The organism is Rubricoccus marinus (genome assembly GCF_002257665.1).
Lineage (GTDB): Bacteria > Bacteroidota > Rhodothermia > Rhodothermales > Rubricoccaceae > Rubricoccus > Rubricoccus marinus.
Genome location: NZ_MQWB01000001.1, coordinates 2,130,681 through 2,146,770, shown reverse-complemented (window position 1 = coordinate 2,146,770; position 16,090 = coordinate 2,130,681). Strand labels below are relative to the sequence as shown.

The window sequence follows — 16,090 nt, the reverse complement described above, 5'->3', positions numbered from 1 at the left end:
ACACGTATGCCGGGACGCCCGCGAAGTTCGGTCGTGGCGCCAGAGGCCGTCTCGTCTTAGCCTCTGGCGCGAAGCGGGCACGACCCTCCGCTGGTGGTTAGCGCGCGTTCATGCCGCGCACGCCGTCGCGGAGCGCTTGCTGGCGGCGGTTGAGGTCCGCCTGCGCCTGCTCGATCTCGCGGTCCAACTGCTCCAGCCGGCTCTCTTGTTGGTCCAGCTTTGCGAGGAGGCGGCGGCCGTAGTCGGTGTCGCTGTCCACGGCCTGGAGGTTCTGGCGGATGCGGTCCTGGTCCCGCGAGATCTCGCCCCGCTCGTTCTGCAACGCGTTCAACCGGCGCTGCGCCGTCGCGACGTCCTCGGCGAGCGCTGCAGCGCGTTCCAGCATACGTCGGGCCTCTGGCGAGAGGCCCGACGTAGTACGGACAAGCGCGAGGATGCGCTCCGGCGTCTGCGACGCGAGCGCGTAGGTCTCGGAAAGGGGCGCGGTCTCGTTGACCACCAGCGTGTCCGCCTCGCCAGGGGCCACGTCAACTCGCAGGCGGTAGAGCGCGGGCGTGGTCTCTTCGGCCGTGAGGCTGGAGAGCGCGCCGCCGCTCATGCGGGGATGCTCAACGAGAACGGTTCGGTCACGCTCGCCGCGGTTCTCGATGCGGTAGCCGGTTCGGCGCACGCGCTCGCGTACGATGCGGAGCACGCCGTCCGCGATGGTTGCCGTTTGCACGTCGCCTATATCCTGGCTGCCGGGAACGGGATCGACGAGCACGTCCTGATCGACGGCGAACGTGACGAGGCGGTCGTCGCCGGGGCCGAGGTCGTTGAGGAGCGCGTCGCCGGCGTAGCCGTCGTCGAAGACGGTGATGGGGCCGCCGCGGAGGTGCTTGTCCGTCCGGTTCGTGATGCGCGCGCCGCGCAGAGGGTGGCGTCCGGCGCTGCCGGGCGTGTAGACGCTTAGCCGCTCCGTGCCGATGGCATCGGTGACGATAGGGAGCATCGCGGACCCGCGCCGGGGGATGGAGATGCCGTCTAGGATGTAGGCGAACAACTCGCCGAGTGCGCCCGCCTGCGCGTTGGAGACGACGCCGGCATCCAGCGCCAGAGGCTCGGCAGCGGGTGGCGGAGGCGCAGGTGCTTGGACGCCTCCTCGAAGAGCGGTTACGCCAGCGACGCTTCGGGCAGGTAGGTTTTCCATCTCGTCACCTGAAACAGTACGCGCGCTCTGGATTTTCTCACTCTGAACCCCATTGGCGCCCACGCCATCCTCGTACGTGCGCGGGCGCACGCCAGAGGCGTCGTCCGGGATTTGCACGGTGGGCCGCTGGAGGTATCGCGGCGAGTACAGGTCCATCTCGAACGAGATCGGCCGCCCGCTCACGAGTTCGAGGCGCACGTCGTCCCAGTCGCTCTCGGTCGGGTTCTCTACCACGGCCCAACCCTGGAGGTAGCCGTCGGCCTCGCCCGGCTGCGGAAGGACGAGCCGGTACGTCGTCTTCCAGACGGGGGACTCAACGACGTAGCCCAGCTTGACCGGCCTCTGGCGCGAGCCGCGGAAGCGGACCGTCACCGGCTTGCGCTCGCCGCTGCTGCCCTCGGCGAGCGCCATCAGCGCGCCCTCCACCTCGGCGCGAAGCTCGGCATCGAGGATCTCGACGCGGCGCGCGTCCGAGAGTTGGATCGTGCGGAGTCCGCCCGAGGTGAGAATCGTCAGCCGCACGCCGGGATCGTTCTCGCCGCCCGTCGGGCCGTCCACGCTCGCCAGAGGCCCACGGAACGTGCCCGCGGCGGTCTCCACTTCGAGCGCCGCGCCGCGCATCTGCGTCAAGAGTGACGCGATGCCGCCTACACCCGAGAGGTCGACCGCGAACGCTTGCAGCCGGCGCTCCAGCGGCGCCTGCGACGGGTACACAACCTCGCTCACGCGGCCCTGCTGGTCCTCCACGACGAGCGACTTGATCACGTCGTCCAGCGCGCTCTGCTCGAAACGCAACGTGAGGTCGGCGTCGCCGCTGACGCGCCCGTCGTGCTCGAAGTAGCCCACGCCAGACGTGAACAGAATCACCCGCTTGACCGGGACATCGGCGGAAGGCTGGGCGCCAGAGGCGAGCGGCGTGAGGAGAAGCGCGGCGAGGGCGAGGCGGAGGCGCATGGAAGCGGCGGGAGGGAGCCGACAGGATCGCCCTCGGCGTCCAAAGTTGCCACCTCCAGATCCGACCTCTCGCGCGGAGCCGGCCTCTGGCGTCAGCCGCCGGGGAAGCCCTCGGCCTCTTGGAGCCGCTTCAGTTGCGCGGCGTGGTGCGCTCGGTGGTCGGTCGCGAACAGGGCGGCCCCCCGGGCGGTGATTGCGCCCGCGCGCGGGTGGAGGAGAAGGCCCACGTCGGCAAGCGCTTCGGGGACGGAGCCGAGGGCCTCGCGCCAGCGGCTCGGGAGGCGGTCCCAGCGCTCGCGCACCTCGCAGGGGTCGTCGCCCTGCGGCGTGATGTGCGCAGTGGCGCGTGCCGGAACGCGCGTGCGCCCGCCGGAGCGCAGAAACCTGCGGACCGCCTCCAGCGCCTCTGGCGAGGGAACACCCACGTCTCGGCGGCCCTCGCCTGCGGCGATCTGGCGCTCTAACCCGACGATCAGGCCCTCCTCCACGCGCACGAGGTGCTCCATCACGTCGTTCGCGTTCCACTGCTCGGGACCGGGCCGCCAGAGGCGGGCCTCGGGCGCGAACGCGTCGAAGCGCTCAGTGAACAAGCGGTGCTCGGTGTCGAGAAGGAGGGCGTCGGTGGTCATCATGTGGAGGCGCGCGATCCGCACGGCGGGACGGAACCCCACCCGGTCTTCGCATGGACGAAACGCCGCGGCGCCGTACCCTCAGGCAGGGTTTGCACGCCTCTGGCGTCGCTGGGGAATTGCAGAACCCGGTTGCGTAGACGGTCCCACTCGCGCGGAGCGGTTGTTGATCCGCCAGAGGCCAGACCCCCCGATCCGATGGAAACGCTCGTCCTCGATACGTCCCGACCTTTTCGCAGCCGCCTCGCGCTGGCGAAGCGGCACGCGGCTGCGCACGCGCGGCGCGCGGCCTTGAACTCGGCCGTTCTGGGGGGAGCCGAGGCGCTGGGACTCACGCTTGCGCTGGTCTTGGCCGGCGGCGTCCGCTTGCTCTGGGCGGGCGAGCCGCAGATGGTCGTCGGCGCGGGGTGGGCGGCGATCCCGCTTTATCTCGCCGGAGCCGCCCTCTGGCGCCTGCTGCCCGGCTGGGGCCTGGGCGCCGTAGAGGAGTTCCGCCGCCAGACCATCACGCTTGTCGGCGCCTTCGTGGCGACCGCGCTCGGTATTTGGATGGTGCGGCACTCGTCGGTCCTGCTGGATTCCAGCCGGCTCACGCTCGGTGTGGCTGCGGTGCTCAGCCTCGTGATCGTGCCGCTGATGCGGATCAAGGCCAAAGACCTGCTTATTCGCCGAGACGCCTGGGGCGTGCCGGCGGTGATCTACGGCGCGGGTGAGGCGGGCTCTCGCATCGTGCGCCAACTGCAGGAGGAGATCGGCATGGGCTACAAGCCCGTCGCCGTGTTCGACGAGGACCCCGACCGCTGGGGCGGCTACCTCGATACCGTGCCCATCGTCGGCGACATGGAACGCGTGGCGCCAGAGGCCGCTGTGGCGTTCCTCGCGCTGCCGGAGGCGGACCGCGAGCGGCAGTCGCTGCTCTTGGAAGGGCCTCTGGCGATTTACCCCACGGTCGTCGTCGTCCCCGAGATCCTCGACGCGCCGAGTCTGAGCGTGCGCCCGCGCGACTTCGCGGGCATCCTGGGACTGGAGATCACGGCCACGCTCACGCAGCCCGCCGCGCGGTTCGTCAAGCGCGCGTTCGACCTCTCGGTCATGGTCCTTCTCGCGCCGTTCTGGGTCCCCGTCGTCGGGCTCCTGTCCCTCGCGATCTGGCTCGAGGACCGCACGACGCCGTTCTACGGGCAGGAGCGGATCGGGCTCGACGGCCAGACGTTCCGCGCCTGGAAGCTCCGCACGATGGTCCCCAACGCCGAGGCCGTGCTGGCGAAAGCGATGGAGGAGGACAGCGCTCTACGCGAGGAGTGGGAGACGTACTTCAAGCTCGAACACGATCCGCGGATCACGAAGGTGGGGGCGTTCCTGCGCAAGACGAGCATGGACGAGTTGCCGCAGCTGTTCAACGTGCTCCGCGGCGACATGAGCCTTGTTGGCCCGCGTCCGCTTCCGGCGTACCACCACGAGGAGTTGCACGCCCGTGTCCGAAACCTGCGCGAGCGCGTCCGGCCCGGCATTACGGGCATGTGGCAGGTATCGGGCCGCAGCGACAGTGGCAACACCGGCATGGAGCGGTGGGACCCGTACTACGTCCGCAACTGGTCGCTGTGGTTGGACGCGGTCATCCTCGTGCGGACGGTCCGCGTCGTCCTCAAGGGATCCGGCGCGTACTAGCCTTTTACGTCGTCGCCAGAGGCCTCTGGCGGAGCGGCATCGGGTGCGTCCCCAGCGGGGTCGGCGAGCCCGCCCGGGGTGTCCCGTGGCGCCATGGACGGCGTCGTATCCGTGGACGGCGGCTCCGCCTCGGGTAACGGGGACGCAGGCAGTCGCGAGATGGCGGCGGAGACGGCGGCCTCCAGGCTCTGCACCTCGTGCATGTCGATCGCGCCCTCACCGGCCCATAGGATGGCGCCGGTCGCGCGCTCGACGAGAAACGGGTACACGTCCGCCTCCTTGGAGAGCTTGAGCGTTTTGCGGAACGGCTTTTTGTCCACGTAGATCGGCAGCGTCCGCGCGTGCTCCGCGTCATCATCCACCTGGCCGCGGATGCCCATCGTCGCGAGGGAGCCGAACAGCTTCATCCCGCGGCCGACAACGGGCGTTTCGACAACGGCCATCTGCCCGGCGTGCTGCGCCGCGATCTCGTCGCCGAGCCGCGCCCATTGGTCCGCGAGCGGGTCCAGGTCGTCTTGGAACAGCACGATCACGAGCGCCAGAGGCGCCGGGAGGTCGGCGGGAAGGGTGAGTTCCTTGCCGTCGAGGTCGGTCGCGCGGACCTCGGGAAAGGTTTCGGGGGGAGAGGAGGAGCCGAAGAGGGCCATGGCGTGTGGCGAGAGGGGACACGAGGATAGCGCCTCTGGCGTACGTTGCCGTCCCCATCCTTGCTCTGACATGCGCACGTTCCTGCTCGCCCTGCTTTTGTGCGCCTCTGGCGCTTCAGCCCAGACCACCCACACGGTCGTCGTGCGGAGCTTTACGTTTACGCCCGCTGCGCTGACGATTGAGGCGGGGGACACCGTCCGGTGGGTCAACGAGGACGGCGCCCACAACGTCTCGCAGCTGTCGGGGCCGGAGGCCTTCGGGCGCCCGGACGTCGGGGCGGGGTGGACCTACGAGTTCACGTTTAGCCAGATCGGTACCTCCACGTACCAGTGCGACCCGCACTCGGGCGTTATGCAGGGCTCCATCACCGTCACGTCCAACACGTCCACGGAAGAGGCGCCCGACGCCAGCGCGAGCCTGACCCTCGCGAGCGAGAACCCGTTTACGGGGTCCGTCCGCCTCGTGCTCACGCTTGTGCAGTCCGAAACCGTACGCGTCGCGGTGTTCGACGCCAGAGGCCGCGAGGTCGACGTGATCTACGAAGGGGTGGCCGCCGCAGGGCAGACCGACTTCGTGTGGGCCGCTGGCGCCTCGCGCCCCGGCGTCTACATCATCCGCGCGACGGCTCCCGGCCTCGCGCTCTCGCAGGGCGTGTCTCTCGCGGGCAAGGCCGAAGCCCACACGGGCGGGCACTAAGTCGGGGCCTCTGGCGCCATGGAGGCTCGCCAGAGGCTGAATCCCAAACGGCGCAGGTGTTACGCCGCGGAGTCCTCGCTCTCGGTGTCGATCACGACGGGGACGAGGTCGTAGCCCATCGCGTCCAGCATGCCGCGGACGTCGGTCCCGGCGAGTTCGGCGGCGCGGCCCAGCGAGATGTGGTCGGCTTCGAGAAGGCGGACGGCGACGCGGGCGGGGGCGTCGAGGCTGGGGTCGATCTGGGCGGACATGCGGAGCGGGTATGGTGGGCGAGGCGCGGCGCGCTCCTGGAAGGTATTGGAACCCCAGGAGATTGTCCATGAAACCCCGGTCCCGCTCTGGTGAAGCCCCGCCGCCAGAGGCCTCTGGCGCTACTGCTTTACGTTACGCGTCAGCTTGTACGTGCCGCGACCCACGCGTGCCGCGTGCCCGGTCTGTACGAGCTTGCCGAGCACGCGCCCGGCGTAGTCCGGCGTGGTCCCCGCGGCTTTCGCGAGGTCATCCCGGTGGACGGCGCCGGGGATCCGGGCAAGTTGAAAAAGGACTTCCTGGGTGACGGTTCGCGTTTCGGTCTCGGGCATGGGCGGTGCGGATGTGAGACCGTTCTACCGCCAGAGGCTGAATTTGTTTGCTAGGCGTCGGCTCGGTCCCCGCAGGCCTATCTGCGCAGCCGCAGGCTCCGCCTCTAGCGCCTACAAAAGAGGCCCGGCTCTATGGAGAGAGCCGGGCCGGAAGCGCCTCTGGCGCGAGACGGGGTCGCCAGAGGCTAGTCGTCGTAGTTGTCGATCTGCGCGCGCTGGAGGCCGCCGGAGAAGTCGATGTAGCAGGTCTTGGTTTCGGTGTAGAAGTCGTAGACCTCCCAGCCGCCTTCGCGGTGGCCGTTGCCGGTGGCTTTGACGCCGCCGAAGCTCATGTGCGCCTCGGCGCCGATGGTCGGGCCGTTGACGTACGTGATCCCGGCGTCGATGTCGCGCAGCGCACGGAAGGCGCGGGCCACGTCGCGGGTGTAGATCGCGCTGGAGAGGCCAAAAGCGACGTCGTTGGCGACCTCGATGGCCTCGTCGAAGCTCTTGATCTTGATGACCGAGAGGACCGGCCCGAAGATCTCCTCTCGCGCCACGCGCATATCGCGGGTGACGCCCGTGAGGAGCGTCGGCTGGAAGAAGTAGCCGTCGTCCAGGCCTTCGCCAGAGGCGCGCTCACCGCCCATCGCGATCGTCGCGCCGTCCTCGCGGGCGACGTCCATGTAGCCGGTCACCTTGTCGAGCGCCTTCTGGTTGATGAGCGGGCCCATCTCCGTGTCGGAGTCGTTGCCATAGCCCAGCTTGAGCGTGCTCGCCTTGGCGATGATGCGCTCCACTAAGTCGTCGTGTACGTCCTCGTGGACGATGAGGCGGCTCGTGGCGGTGCAGCGCTGGCCGGTCGTGCCGTAGGCGCCCCAGATGAGGCCCTCCATCGCGAGGTCCACGTCGCCGTCCTCCATGACGATGGCCGGGTTCTTCCCGCCCATCTCCAGGCTGACGCGCGCGTGCCGTGCCGCAGCGTCGGCGGCGATCTTCGCGCCGGTCTCCGAGGAGCCGGTAAAGGAGATAGCGGCCACGTCCGGGTGGTCCACGATCGCCTGGCCGGTCACGCCCGCGCCCTGCACCAGGTTGACGACGCCCTTAGGAACGCCGGCATCGTGCATCACCTGCACGAGAAGCGCGCCCGAGTGCGGGGCGTCCTCGCTGGGCTTGAACACAACGGTGTTGCCGCTCAGGATGGCGGGAAACATCTTCCACGTCGGGACGGCGACGGGGAAGTTCCAGGCCGTGATGAGGCCGCAGACGCCGATGGGGCGCCGGACGGTCATGTTGAACTTGTTCGACATCTCGCTCGGGACCGTGTGGCCGAAGAGCTGGCGGCCCATCGTCATCGCGTAGTAGGCCGTGTCGATGGCCTCCTGCACGTCGCCCTTGGTCTCGAAAAAGGGCTTGCCCATCTCGCGCGTCATCGCGTGCGCGATCTCGCTTTTGCGCTCGGTCATGATGTCGCCGACGCGCTTGAGGATCTCGCCGCGCTTGGGCGCGGGCATCAGGCTCCACTCGCGGAAGGCCGCCTTTGCCGCCGCGACGGCCTCGGCCACGTCCGCCTCGCCAGAGGCGGGGAAGGTGCCGACGAGGTCGGAGTTGATCGCCGGGTTGCGGCTCTCGAACGTCTCGCCAGAGGCGGCGTCGCGCCACTCGCCGTTGATGTAGTTCTTGAAGATGTGGTCGGCCATGAGTCGGGATTGAGGAGAGGGAGGGGGCCTGTGGCCCGGAACGTATCGCGTGAAGGTAGCCGGAAGGGCTTTCAGGGGCGGCCTGCGCGCCGATTCTCCGCCCGAGGTTCGCAGTGCGCCGACGGTCTCGAAACCGCCGACGATCCGCAGCGGGATGCCTCTGGCGCCAGAGGCCTAGCCCAGCGGGACGAGCGCGAGGTACCGGAGGCCACGGACCGAGACCACGAGCGCGATGAACACCCACGGGCGCACGCGCGCTACGCCCGCCGCCAGCGTCAAAGGGTCGCCGATCACGGGCAGCCACGAGAGAAGCAGCGCCGGCACGCCGAACCGCTCCGTCCACCTAAGCGCGGTCCGGCCTGCGCCAGAGGCCTGAAGCTTGGGCTCGATGCGCTCGCGGCCCCACCGCCCGAGCACGTAGTTCAGCGCGCACCCGAGCGAGTTGCCAAGCGTCGCCCAGAGGAGCGCCTCTGGCGCCGCCATGCCGAGGCGCAGGGCAGCCACGAAGGCGACCTCGGAGGAGATCGGCACGAGCGTCGCCCCCAGAAACGCCGCGCCTGCGAGGCCGAGCGCGCCGTAGGCCTCGACCCACAGCGCGAGGTCGGCGCTCACGGCCCCTGGCGCCAGAGGCCTACCACCGCAGCAGCACGTCCGCGACGACGAGAGCGAAAAAGCACGGGACCCAGATCACGGACGTGAGGAAAAGGCGCCGTGCGCGCTCGTCGTTGGGCTCGGAGTAAAACGAGAAGGCGGGAATGGTGAACACGACCCCGATAAAGGCCATCCCGACGAGGTACAGCATCCCGGCCGCGCCCGTCGCGCCGGGCAGCATGCCTACGACGAGAAGCGCGAGCGTGGAGACGAGCGCGATGCTCGTGGTGGCGCGCACCCCGCCTCTGGCGCTCGGGAGCATCTTGAAGCCGCCCTTCTGGTAGTCCTCGCGGAGCACCCACGCGAGGGCGTAGAAGTGCGGGAGCTGCCACAGGAAGAGGATGCCGAACAGCACCCAGCCGGTCGTGTTGAGCGAGCCCGTGGCCGCCGTCACGCCGCCCAGCGCTGGGAGGGCGCCGGGGATCGCGCCGACGAGCGTGTTGTGGACCGTCCGTTGCTTGAGCGGCGTGTACACCAGCACGTACAGGCCGACGGTCAGGACCGAGAGGGCGGTCGTGATCGGGTTGGTGGTCAGCGCAAGGACAACCGCGCCCGCTACAGCGCACCCGATGCCGTAGAGCGCTCCCGCCAGAGGCGAGACGCGGCCGGCCGACACCGGCCTTTGGCGCGTGCGGCCCATGCGGGCGTCGAGGTCCCGCTCCACGACGTGGTTGAGCGTGCCCGCGCCGCCGGCGGTCAGCCCCGTCCCCACCATCAGGCCGATCAGCGTTTTCCACACGATCGTGCCGTCCGAGCCCAGCAGGTAGCTCGCCGCCGCCATCACGACGACGAACGAGGCGATGCCGGGTTTGAGCAACTCGCGGTAGTCCGCGAACCGAGCGAACTCGGCGGTTTCTGCGGGAGCGGTTAGCGGTGTGGAGGACCGCATGGGGCGGGTGTCGTTCGTGCTTCAATCAAACCCCAACCACGGGATCCGTTCCGTCAAGTTGCGGCGGATCGCGGAGGGATGAGGGATGAGGGATGAGGGATGAGGGATGAGGGATGAGGGATGAGGGATGAGGGATGAGGGATGAGGAGGGGCGCCGCCCGATTTGTTCCGCCTCTGGCGCCAGAGGCCGAGCGCGGCACCGAACGGTTTAGGACCTGGACCTGACCGGTAAGGCTCCTCGTGGCTACCCCTACCGCATCACGCAGTACGCATCCCCTGAAGCGCCAGAGGCCCGCCCAACTGCGATCTTCCAGTCCCCAGTCCCCAGTCCCCAGTCCCCAGTCCCCGCATGACCGTCCGCTCCTTTACCGTCGGCCCGTTTCCCGAGAACACCTACGTCATCCACAGCGCGGGCGAGGCGGCCGTGGTCGACCCCGGGACGGCCTCTGGCGAGGAGCGCGACCGCGTGCACAGCTACATCGAGCGCAACGGGCTGCGCGTCCGGCACCTGCTGCTCACGCACGGACACCTGGACCACATCCTCGGCTGCTCGCAGTTCGCGGCGCGCTACGCCTCTGGCGCCGAGGGCGGAGGCTGGGCGATGCATCCGGCGGACCTGCCGCTGCTGCAGAACGCTCGCGTTCAGGGTGAGATGTTCGGCATCCGCGTGACCGAGCCGCCCGCGCCGACGCGCGACCTCGCGCACGGTGACCAGATCGAACTAGGTGAATCCACGCTGGAGGTGCGCCACGCGCCCGGCCACTCGCCGGGTTCGGTCGTGTTCGTGGACCACGCCAACGGCCAGGTCATCGGCGGCGACGTGCTGTTCCAGGGCTCCATCGGCCGCACGGATCTGTGGGGCGGTGATACCGCCACGCTCCTGGCGTCCATCCGCGAGCAACTCCTCACGCTCCCCGACGAGACGGTCGTCTACTCCGGCCACGGCTCGAGCACGACGGTCGGCGCCGAGCGCCGCTCGAACCCGTTCCTGGTTGGGTAGCGGCCTCTGGCGTCACCGCCAGAGGCCGGAGCGGTTAGCGGCTGCGAGAGCCTCGGCCGCGGCCCTTGCCGCCGCCGGAGCTGCGCTTGCGGCCGTTGCCCTTGCCGGCGCCGCCAGAGGCCCGGCCGCCGCCGCGGTTTCCACCGCCCCGGTTCCCGCCCTTACCGCCAGAGGCCTTCTGGATGGCCTCGCTCATCGCGGGCGCGTCGAAGCCTTCGTAGGTCACCTGCTCGATCTCACGGCCGGTGTGCTTCTCGATCGCGCGGAGGTTGTCGTTCTCCGGTGCCGAGATGAAGGAGATCGCGTCGCCCGTCGTCTCCGCGCGGCCTGTTCGGCCGATGCGGTGGATGTAGTCCTCCGGGATGTTCGGCGTGTCGAAGTTGATAACGTGCGAGACGCCGTCGATGTCGATGCCTCTGGCGGCGATGTCGGTCGCGACCATGATCTGGTACTCGCCGCCCTCGAAGCCCTTGAGCGCGCGCTGGCGCTGCCCCTGGCTGCGGTTAGAATGGATGGCGATGGCGCTGTAGCCCGCGCGGTCCAGCTTTTTCTTGATGCGGTCGGCGCGGTACTTCGTGCGGGAGAAGACGATGATCTTCTGCACGTCCTCGGTCTCGATGATGTGGTGCAGCAACGCCTGCTTCTCCGCCTCCGCGATGCGAACGGCGCGTTGCGTCACGGTCGCCGCCGGGTCCCGCCGCTGGCCCACCTCCACGGTCTCGGGCTTGTAAAGGATGCTTTTCGCAAGCTCCTGGATAGCCTTGGGCATCGTGGCCGAGAACAGCATCGTCTGGCGCTGCTCCGGCACGGCGGCAACAATCTTGCGCACGTCCTTGATGAAGCCCATGTCGAACATGCGGTCGGCCTCATCCAACACGAGCACGTCCACCTTGGAGAGGTCGATCACGCCCTCGCCCATAAAGTCCAGCAGGCGGCCGGGGGTGGCGACGACCAGGTCGGTGCCTCGGCGAATGGCCTCGCGCTGCTTGCCCTTACTTACGCCACCGTAGATCGTCGCGCTGCGGATGGAGGTGTGCTTGCCGTACGTCTTCGCGGCGTCCGTCACCTGGATCGCCAGCTCACGCGTGGGCGTGACCACGAGCGCACGGATGGGCCGCTGGCGCCCGGATCCCTTCGAGGGCTCGCGCTCCAGGTAGTCCAGGATGGGCAGCACGAAGGCCGCCGTTTTGCCCGTCCCCGTCTGCGCCACGCCGACCACGTCGATGCCTTTGAGGCCGTGGGGGAGCGTCGCCGCCTGGACGGGGGTGGGCGTGGTGTATCCCGCGTCTTGCACGCCCTTGCGGACGGCGGGGGAAAGGTTGAAATCGTCGAACGTCATGCGTCGTGGGCTCAGCCTCTGGCGCCGGAGGCCCAAGAGGGCCTACAGCGAAGGCGAGCGGGGAAGCGAAGGGGTCCGCTTCCGAGAATCACGACGGCGCCGACGGCGCCCCGGCCGGTAGCGATGAGCTTCTAAGATCGGGGACGGGGCGGCTGGGCGCCTCTGCTTCGCCTTCTTGCGGAGCGTCGTAGGCCTCACAAAGGGTGCGCTGCACACCGCCTCTGGCGCCAGAGGCCTCTCGGGGGATCCATCGGCGGACGCAACAACCGTTGCCAATTCACCCCCCATGCACCCGCCTGCAGGGCTCGGTTTCCTAGTTTTGTGTCCGTCGCTGGCGCCACGTCGCCAGAGGCCCCTGCCTGCCTCGGCGCGCGCTGCGCCTCTGGCGGGCATACGTCGGCCGCCCGGAGAGACCGGGACCGGCCGGACTCCACACGTATCCCACAGGGACACCCGCGGGACTGCCCGCACGCCCAATGGCTACCAAGCCCCCGATGTACGAACTGATGTACATCATCAACCCTGTTCTCAACGAGGAGCAGACCGCTGACATCGTCAAGCGCGTCGATGCCTACCTCAAGGAGAACGAGGCGACCATCGACAACACGAACGTCCAAGGCAGCCAGCGGCTGGCCTACCCCATCGAGAAGAAGCGGAACGGCTACTACGTGATCGTCAACTTCTCGGCGCCCGGCGAGTTCATCGCCCGTCTCGATCGCGCCCTGCGCATCAACGACGACATCATGCGGCACCTCCTCCTTCGCTACGACGCGAAGATGGCGCGCCACTACGAAGCCATGAAGACGGGCGACGCGCCGAAGATGCCCACCCGTACCGAATCCGCCTAACCGATCCCTCCGATGGAAGTCACTCCAACCCCGAAAACCACCGCGATGGAGGGCGTTAGCGCCCCCACCGACGACGCCCCCGCGACGCAGGTCGAGCAGATCGCCGAGCAGAGCGACCGCGAGATCGTTAAGAAGGCGGTGGACCCCAAGACGGCCGCCACCCTCATGGCGGGCTCCACGAACGACACCCTGGAGCGCATCGCGGCGCCCGGTGCGCGTCACGAGCGCCAGAGCTGCCCGTTCAAGGCCGCCGGTATCGAGTACATCGACTACAAGGACGTCGAGACGCTCAAGCAGTACATCAACGAGCAGGGCCGGATCTTCCCGCGTCGCATGACCGGAGTCTCCGCCAAGTTCCAGCGCCAGCTGACGACCGCCATCAAGCGCGCCCGTCACTGCGCCCTTCTGCCCTTCGTCGCCGACAACGTCAAGTAGTCATCGGTTTTTGGGTGCTCGGTGCTCAGCATGAGCGGCCCCGCGCCGCCAGAGGCCTCGGCCGCTGAACACCGACAGCCGACAACCGAACACCGAACACTGATATGAAAGTCATTCTGACTGAGGACCACGACACGCTCGGCCTTCGGGGCGACGTCGTCGAGGTCAAGAACGGATACGGGCGCAACTTCCTCGTGCCCCGCCAGCTCGCGGTCATCGCGAGCAAGTCCAACGTGAAGCGTTACACCGAGGAGCGCCGGCAGCAGGAGCACAAGCTCGAAGCCCGTCGCGAGAAGGACGCGCAACTCGCGGCCAAGCTCGAAGGCACCGAGGTTGTCATCGCGATGAAGACCGGCGAGGAGGATCGCATCTTCGGATCGATCACCACGCAGCAGATCGCCGAGGGCCTCGAAGCCCAGGGCCTGCCCGTCGACCGCCGCAAGATCACGCTGACCGAGGACATCAAGACCGTGGGCGTCTACCCCGCAACGGTCCGGATCTCCCCGGAGCACACGGCGGAGGTCAAGGTCAAGGTGGTCCCCAACGAGGAGACCATCTAGCCTCTGGCGCCAGAGGCGCGCGGTCCGCGCCTCACCCGCTTCAGCGCCCGCTCCGGACCCCGGGGCGGGCGCTGTACGTTTCGAGCCCCTCGCGACGTTCGCCTCTCTTTCGTCCCCACCTGCTCGGTTGTGATTCGCCTGCTCACCGCTATCGCCCTGCTCGCATTCGCCTCTGGCGCGAGCGCTCAAAGCTCCTCCTCGGGCCCGCTTCGGGCGACCGACCTCGTGACGTGGACCGCGCGCATCGTGCCCGGCGAGGACGCGGGGGAAGCGCGGTTCGTGGCGTCCGCCACCATCGCGGACGGATGGCGCCTCTACGCCGCCGAGTCGCCTTCGGGCATCCCGCTGACGCTCACCATTGGCGCACTTCCGACCGGCGTCAGCGCCAGAGGCGGGCTCCGACAGACGCGGCCGCAGGAGAAGTACGACGAGATCCTGAAGGAGAGCTACACCTACCACTCCGGGACCGCGCGCGTCTCGCAGGGGCTCCACGTCACCACGCGCGCGTCCGGACGGCACCGCGTAGGAGCTGAAATCCGCTTCGCGGTCTGCAACGACAGCGTGTGCCTCCCGCCGACGACCGTCCCCGTCCGGGCCACGCTCTCGGTAGGGGGGTAGGTTCTGCGCCAGAGGCCTTCGGGCAGAGAGCCTCTGGCGTCAACTCCGCGTGACCTTGTGCGCAAGTCATGCGGCACACCCCCAAACGGCCGATACCCTGGCCGCATCGGACCGATTCTCTGCCCATGTCTCGCCTCGTTCTTCTTGCTGCCCTCTTTGCCCTCAGCGGCTGCGAGGTGGCGGACCTCCTGACGGACCCCTCCAGTGATCCGACCACCTCCACTAGTGGGGAGGCCTGGACTGAGATGTTGGTGGCGGTCAACGCCGCGCGCGCCGAGGGACGAAGCTGCGGCGACACGTGGAAAGACGCCGTGCAGCCTCTCGCGTGGGACGGAGCGCTCCACCGAGCGGCGCGCCACCACTCGCGCGACATGGCTTCTACAGGCCGCTTCTCTCACACAGGCAGCGACGGAAGCCGCGTCGGAGACCGCGCGAGCCGTGCAGGATACGCGTGGCGGAGCGTAGGCGAGAACCTCGCGCTCATGGATGTCCCGGTCCGCAGCGTCGTGGACGCTCTCTTGCAGAGCCCCGCTCACTGCAGCGCCATCATGGACCCGACCTTTACCGAACTGGGCGCCGCGCGCGAGTCCAACTACTGGACGCAGGTGTTTGGACGCCCGCGCTGACCTCTGGCGGAAAGCCAGAGGCGGTGCTGTCGGCGGCAGGCCGGGGTCAGGGAGCGGACGAGGACCGCTTGCGGTCGAACCGCTCCTGCTGGTCCGTTCCGGCCGGGACCATGTACGGGTCCGGGGGAAGGTCCACCATGCGGATCACCGGGTAGTCCTTACGGCGCATAAACGGCTGAGGGGGCTCGCTGATGTCACTGCCGATGATGAGCACCATCGTGCCCTGGTCGTGGATCGTGGCCCCGACGGAGGAGATGTGGTCGCCACCGGTCTTCTCCCAGGTGTCGGTCCACGAGTAGAGCCACTTCGCGTCCGGCTCCAAGAGGCGGATGCAACCGTGGGATGCAGGACCGGCCGTCGGGAGCGCGTACTGGTGCATGTGAATGCCGCGCCGCTCGTGGAGGTTCATCACCCAATGCATCTCCCACAGTTCGGCATCGGGGCGGCTGGAGCCGTAGCCGGGGCTAAGCGTGCTCACGCGGTAATCTTGCTTCCAGTTGACGTTGAACCGTCCGCTCGGCGTGCGTCCGCTTTCCGCACCGGTGTTGATGAGGCCCCACCGCTGGAGCTCGCCAAAGCTGTAAGCCGCCCAGGACTGCACGGTCTTGTTCAGGATCACGATCTTCTCCAGTTCGCGCGCGCCGGGGTAGTAGCGCGGGAACGGGGAGTACGCGCGGAAGTCCAGGCCGAACGCGCTCGGCACCACCAGCGTATCGCCGGGGCTGAGGTCCTCAAGGTCGTTCCGGTTGAGCAGCCACAGCAGCGGCTTCACAACATCGCGGTTGCCGTACTGGCGGTAGAGCGAGAGCCGGGCCTCCAGCCGGTTGGATCCCTCGGGGACCACGTAGTAGTCGTAGTAGACGCGCGGCACGTCACGGATGCTCTCCGAGGTCCGCTTTTCCATCGTGTCCATCAGCCACGCCTGGCTGAAGTAGGCAGTGCTACCGTCTTGCGAGAGGTCCTGAGAGATCAGGGCGTCGGCGGCTCGGTCGGAGTCGCTCTGCGCGAGGGCGGGGCCGCTGGCGAGGACGCCGAGGAAGGCGGCAAAAAGCGCGTTGCGAAGCATTTCTGAGGGGTTGA

The 16,090-nt window shown here is 68.5% G+C and carries 18 protein-coding genes; 8 read left to right on the top strand and 10 right to left on the bottom strand.

Annotation, left to right across the window (positions count from 1 at the left end):
• Nucleotides 1–97: 97 nt before the first annotated feature.
• Nucleotides 98–2,143 carry a hypothetical protein gene (locus tag BSZ36_RS09035; RefSeq protein WP_094548112.1) on the bottom strand — a complete coding sequence of 682 codons (2,046 nt, stop codon included), beginning with the start codon at nt 2,141–2,143 and terminating at the stop codon, nt 98–100.
• 92 nt (nt 2,144–2,235) lie between these two features.
• The gene (locus tag BSZ36_RS09030) at nt 2,236–2,775 is read right to left on the bottom strand and encodes a DinB family protein (RefSeq protein WP_143536825.1); all 540 of its coding nucleotides are present in this window, start codon (nt 2,773–2,775) and stop codon (nt 2,236–2,238) included.
• Between the two features lie 195 nt (nt 2,776–2,970).
• On the opposite strand from BSZ36_RS09030, the gene wbaP reads away from it, so the two are divergent.
• Nucleotides 2,971–4,440, top strand: a complete 1,470-nt coding sequence (gene wbaP / locus BSZ36_RS09025; RefSeq protein WP_094548106.1) for an undecaprenyl-phosphate galactose phosphotransferase WbaP — start codon at nt 2,971–2,973, stop codon at nt 4,438–4,440.
• Here the strand turns inward: wbaP and BSZ36_RS18920 are convergent.
• The gene (locus tag BSZ36_RS18920) at nt 4,437–5,087 is read right to left on the bottom strand and encodes a hypothetical protein (protein WP_143536824.1); all 651 of its coding nucleotides are present in this window, start codon (nt 5,085–5,087) and stop codon (nt 4,437–4,439) included. The two genes, wbaP and BSZ36_RS18920, sit on opposite strands and share 4 nt — an antisense overlap.
• Before the next feature lie 70 nt (nt 5,088–5,157).
• Between BSZ36_RS18920 and BSZ36_RS09015 the strand changes: the two genes are divergently transcribed.
• Nucleotides 5,158–5,784 carry a plastocyanin/azurin family copper-binding protein gene (locus tag BSZ36_RS09015; protein WP_179271107.1) on the top strand — a complete coding sequence of 209 codons (627 nt, stop codon included), beginning with the start codon at nt 5,158–5,160 and terminating at the stop codon, nt 5,782–5,784.
• Nucleotides 5,785–5,843: 59 nt separating this feature from the next.
• Here BSZ36_RS09015 and BSZ36_RS09010 read toward each other — a convergent pair whose 3' ends face one another.
• From BSZ36_RS09010 to cyoE, 5 genes are all read right to left on the bottom strand, one after another.
• Nucleotides 5,844–6,035, bottom strand: coding sequence for a hypothetical protein (locus BSZ36_RS09010; protein WP_094548096.1), 192 nt, complete (start codon nt 6,033–6,035; stop codon nt 5,844–5,846).
• Nucleotides 6,036–6,155: 120 nt separating this feature from the next.
• Nucleotides 6,156–6,365, bottom strand: a complete 210-nt coding sequence (locus BSZ36_RS09005; RefSeq protein ID WP_094548093.1) for a helix-turn-helix domain-containing protein — start codon at nt 6,363–6,365, stop codon at nt 6,156–6,158.
• 185 nt (nt 6,366–6,550) lie between these two features.
• Nucleotides 6,551–8,044 (bottom strand): aldehyde dehydrogenase family protein, encoded by a 1,494-nt coding sequence (locus BSZ36_RS09000; RefSeq protein ID WP_094548091.1) that lies wholly within the window; start codon nt 8,042–8,044, stop codon nt 6,551–6,553.
• A 174-nt stretch (nt 8,045–8,218) separates the two neighbouring features.
• Nucleotides 8,219–8,656: a YqaA family protein gene (locus tag BSZ36_RS08995; protein ID WP_094548088.1), complete on the bottom strand. Its 438-nt coding sequence runs from the start codon at nt 8,654–8,656 to the stop codon at nt 8,219–8,221.
• A 19-nt stretch (nt 8,657–8,675) separates the two neighbouring features.
• Complete coding sequence (gene cyoE, locus BSZ36_RS08990; protein ID WP_094548085.1) at nt 8,676–9,584, bottom strand: heme o synthase; 909 nt, start codon at nt 9,582–9,584, stop codon at nt 8,676–8,678.
• A 349-nt stretch (nt 9,585–9,933) separates the two neighbouring features.
• Between cyoE and BSZ36_RS08985 the strand changes: the two genes are divergently transcribed.
• Complete coding sequence (locus BSZ36_RS08985) at nt 9,934–10,584, top strand: MBL fold metallo-hydrolase (RefSeq protein ID WP_094548082.1); 651 nt, start codon at nt 9,934–9,936, stop codon at nt 10,582–10,584.
• A gap of 34 nt (nt 10,585–10,618) precedes the next feature.
• Here BSZ36_RS08985 and BSZ36_RS08980 read toward each other — a convergent pair whose 3' ends face one another.
• A complete protein-coding gene (locus tag BSZ36_RS08980; protein ID WP_094548080.1) occupies nt 10,619–11,923 on the bottom strand; it encodes a DEAD/DEAH box helicase in 1,305 nt (434 codons plus the stop codon).
• Between the two features lie 476 nt (nt 11,924–12,399).
• Here BSZ36_RS08980 and rpsF point away from each other — a divergent pair, with 476 nt between their 5' ends.
• The 5 genes from rpsF to BSZ36_RS08955 all read left to right on the top strand — a co-directional run bounded on the left by rpsF (nt 12,400) and on the right by BSZ36_RS08955 (nt 15,010).
• On the top strand, nt 12,400–12,771 hold the full coding sequence (gene rpsF, locus BSZ36_RS08975) for a 30S ribosomal protein S6 (protein ID WP_094548077.1): 372 nt from the start codon (nt 12,400–12,402) through the stop codon (nt 12,769–12,771).
• 165 nt (nt 12,772–12,936) lie between these two features.
• Nucleotides 12,937–13,206 (top strand): 30S ribosomal protein S18, encoded by a 270-nt coding sequence (rpsR, locus tag BSZ36_RS08970; RefSeq protein WP_094551259.1) that lies wholly within the window; start codon nt 12,937–12,939, stop codon nt 13,204–13,206.
• A 104-nt stretch (nt 13,207–13,310) separates the two neighbouring features.
• Entirely contained in the window at nt 13,311–13,766 is a 456-nt protein-coding gene (gene rplI, locus BSZ36_RS08965) for a 50S ribosomal protein L9 (RefSeq protein WP_094548074.1), read from the top strand.
• Nucleotides 13,767–13,895: 129 nt separating this feature from the next.
• Nucleotides 13,896–14,384, top strand: a complete 489-nt coding sequence (locus tag BSZ36_RS08960; protein WP_179271106.1) for a protein-disulfide reductase DsbD domain-containing protein — start codon at nt 13,896–13,898, stop codon at nt 14,382–14,384.
• Between the two features lie 125 nt (nt 14,385–14,509).
• On the top strand, nt 14,510–15,010 hold the full coding sequence (locus BSZ36_RS08955; RefSeq protein ID WP_179271105.1) for a CAP domain-containing protein: 501 nt from the start codon (nt 14,510–14,512) through the stop codon (nt 15,008–15,010).
• 46 nt (nt 15,011–15,056) lie between these two features.
• On the opposite strand, the gene BSZ36_RS08950 is transcribed toward BSZ36_RS08955, so the two are convergent.
• Entirely contained in the window at nt 15,057–16,076 is a 1,020-nt protein-coding gene (locus BSZ36_RS08950) for a L,D-transpeptidase (RefSeq protein ID WP_094548067.1), read from the bottom strand.
• Nucleotides 16,077–16,090: the final 14 nt, after the last annotated feature.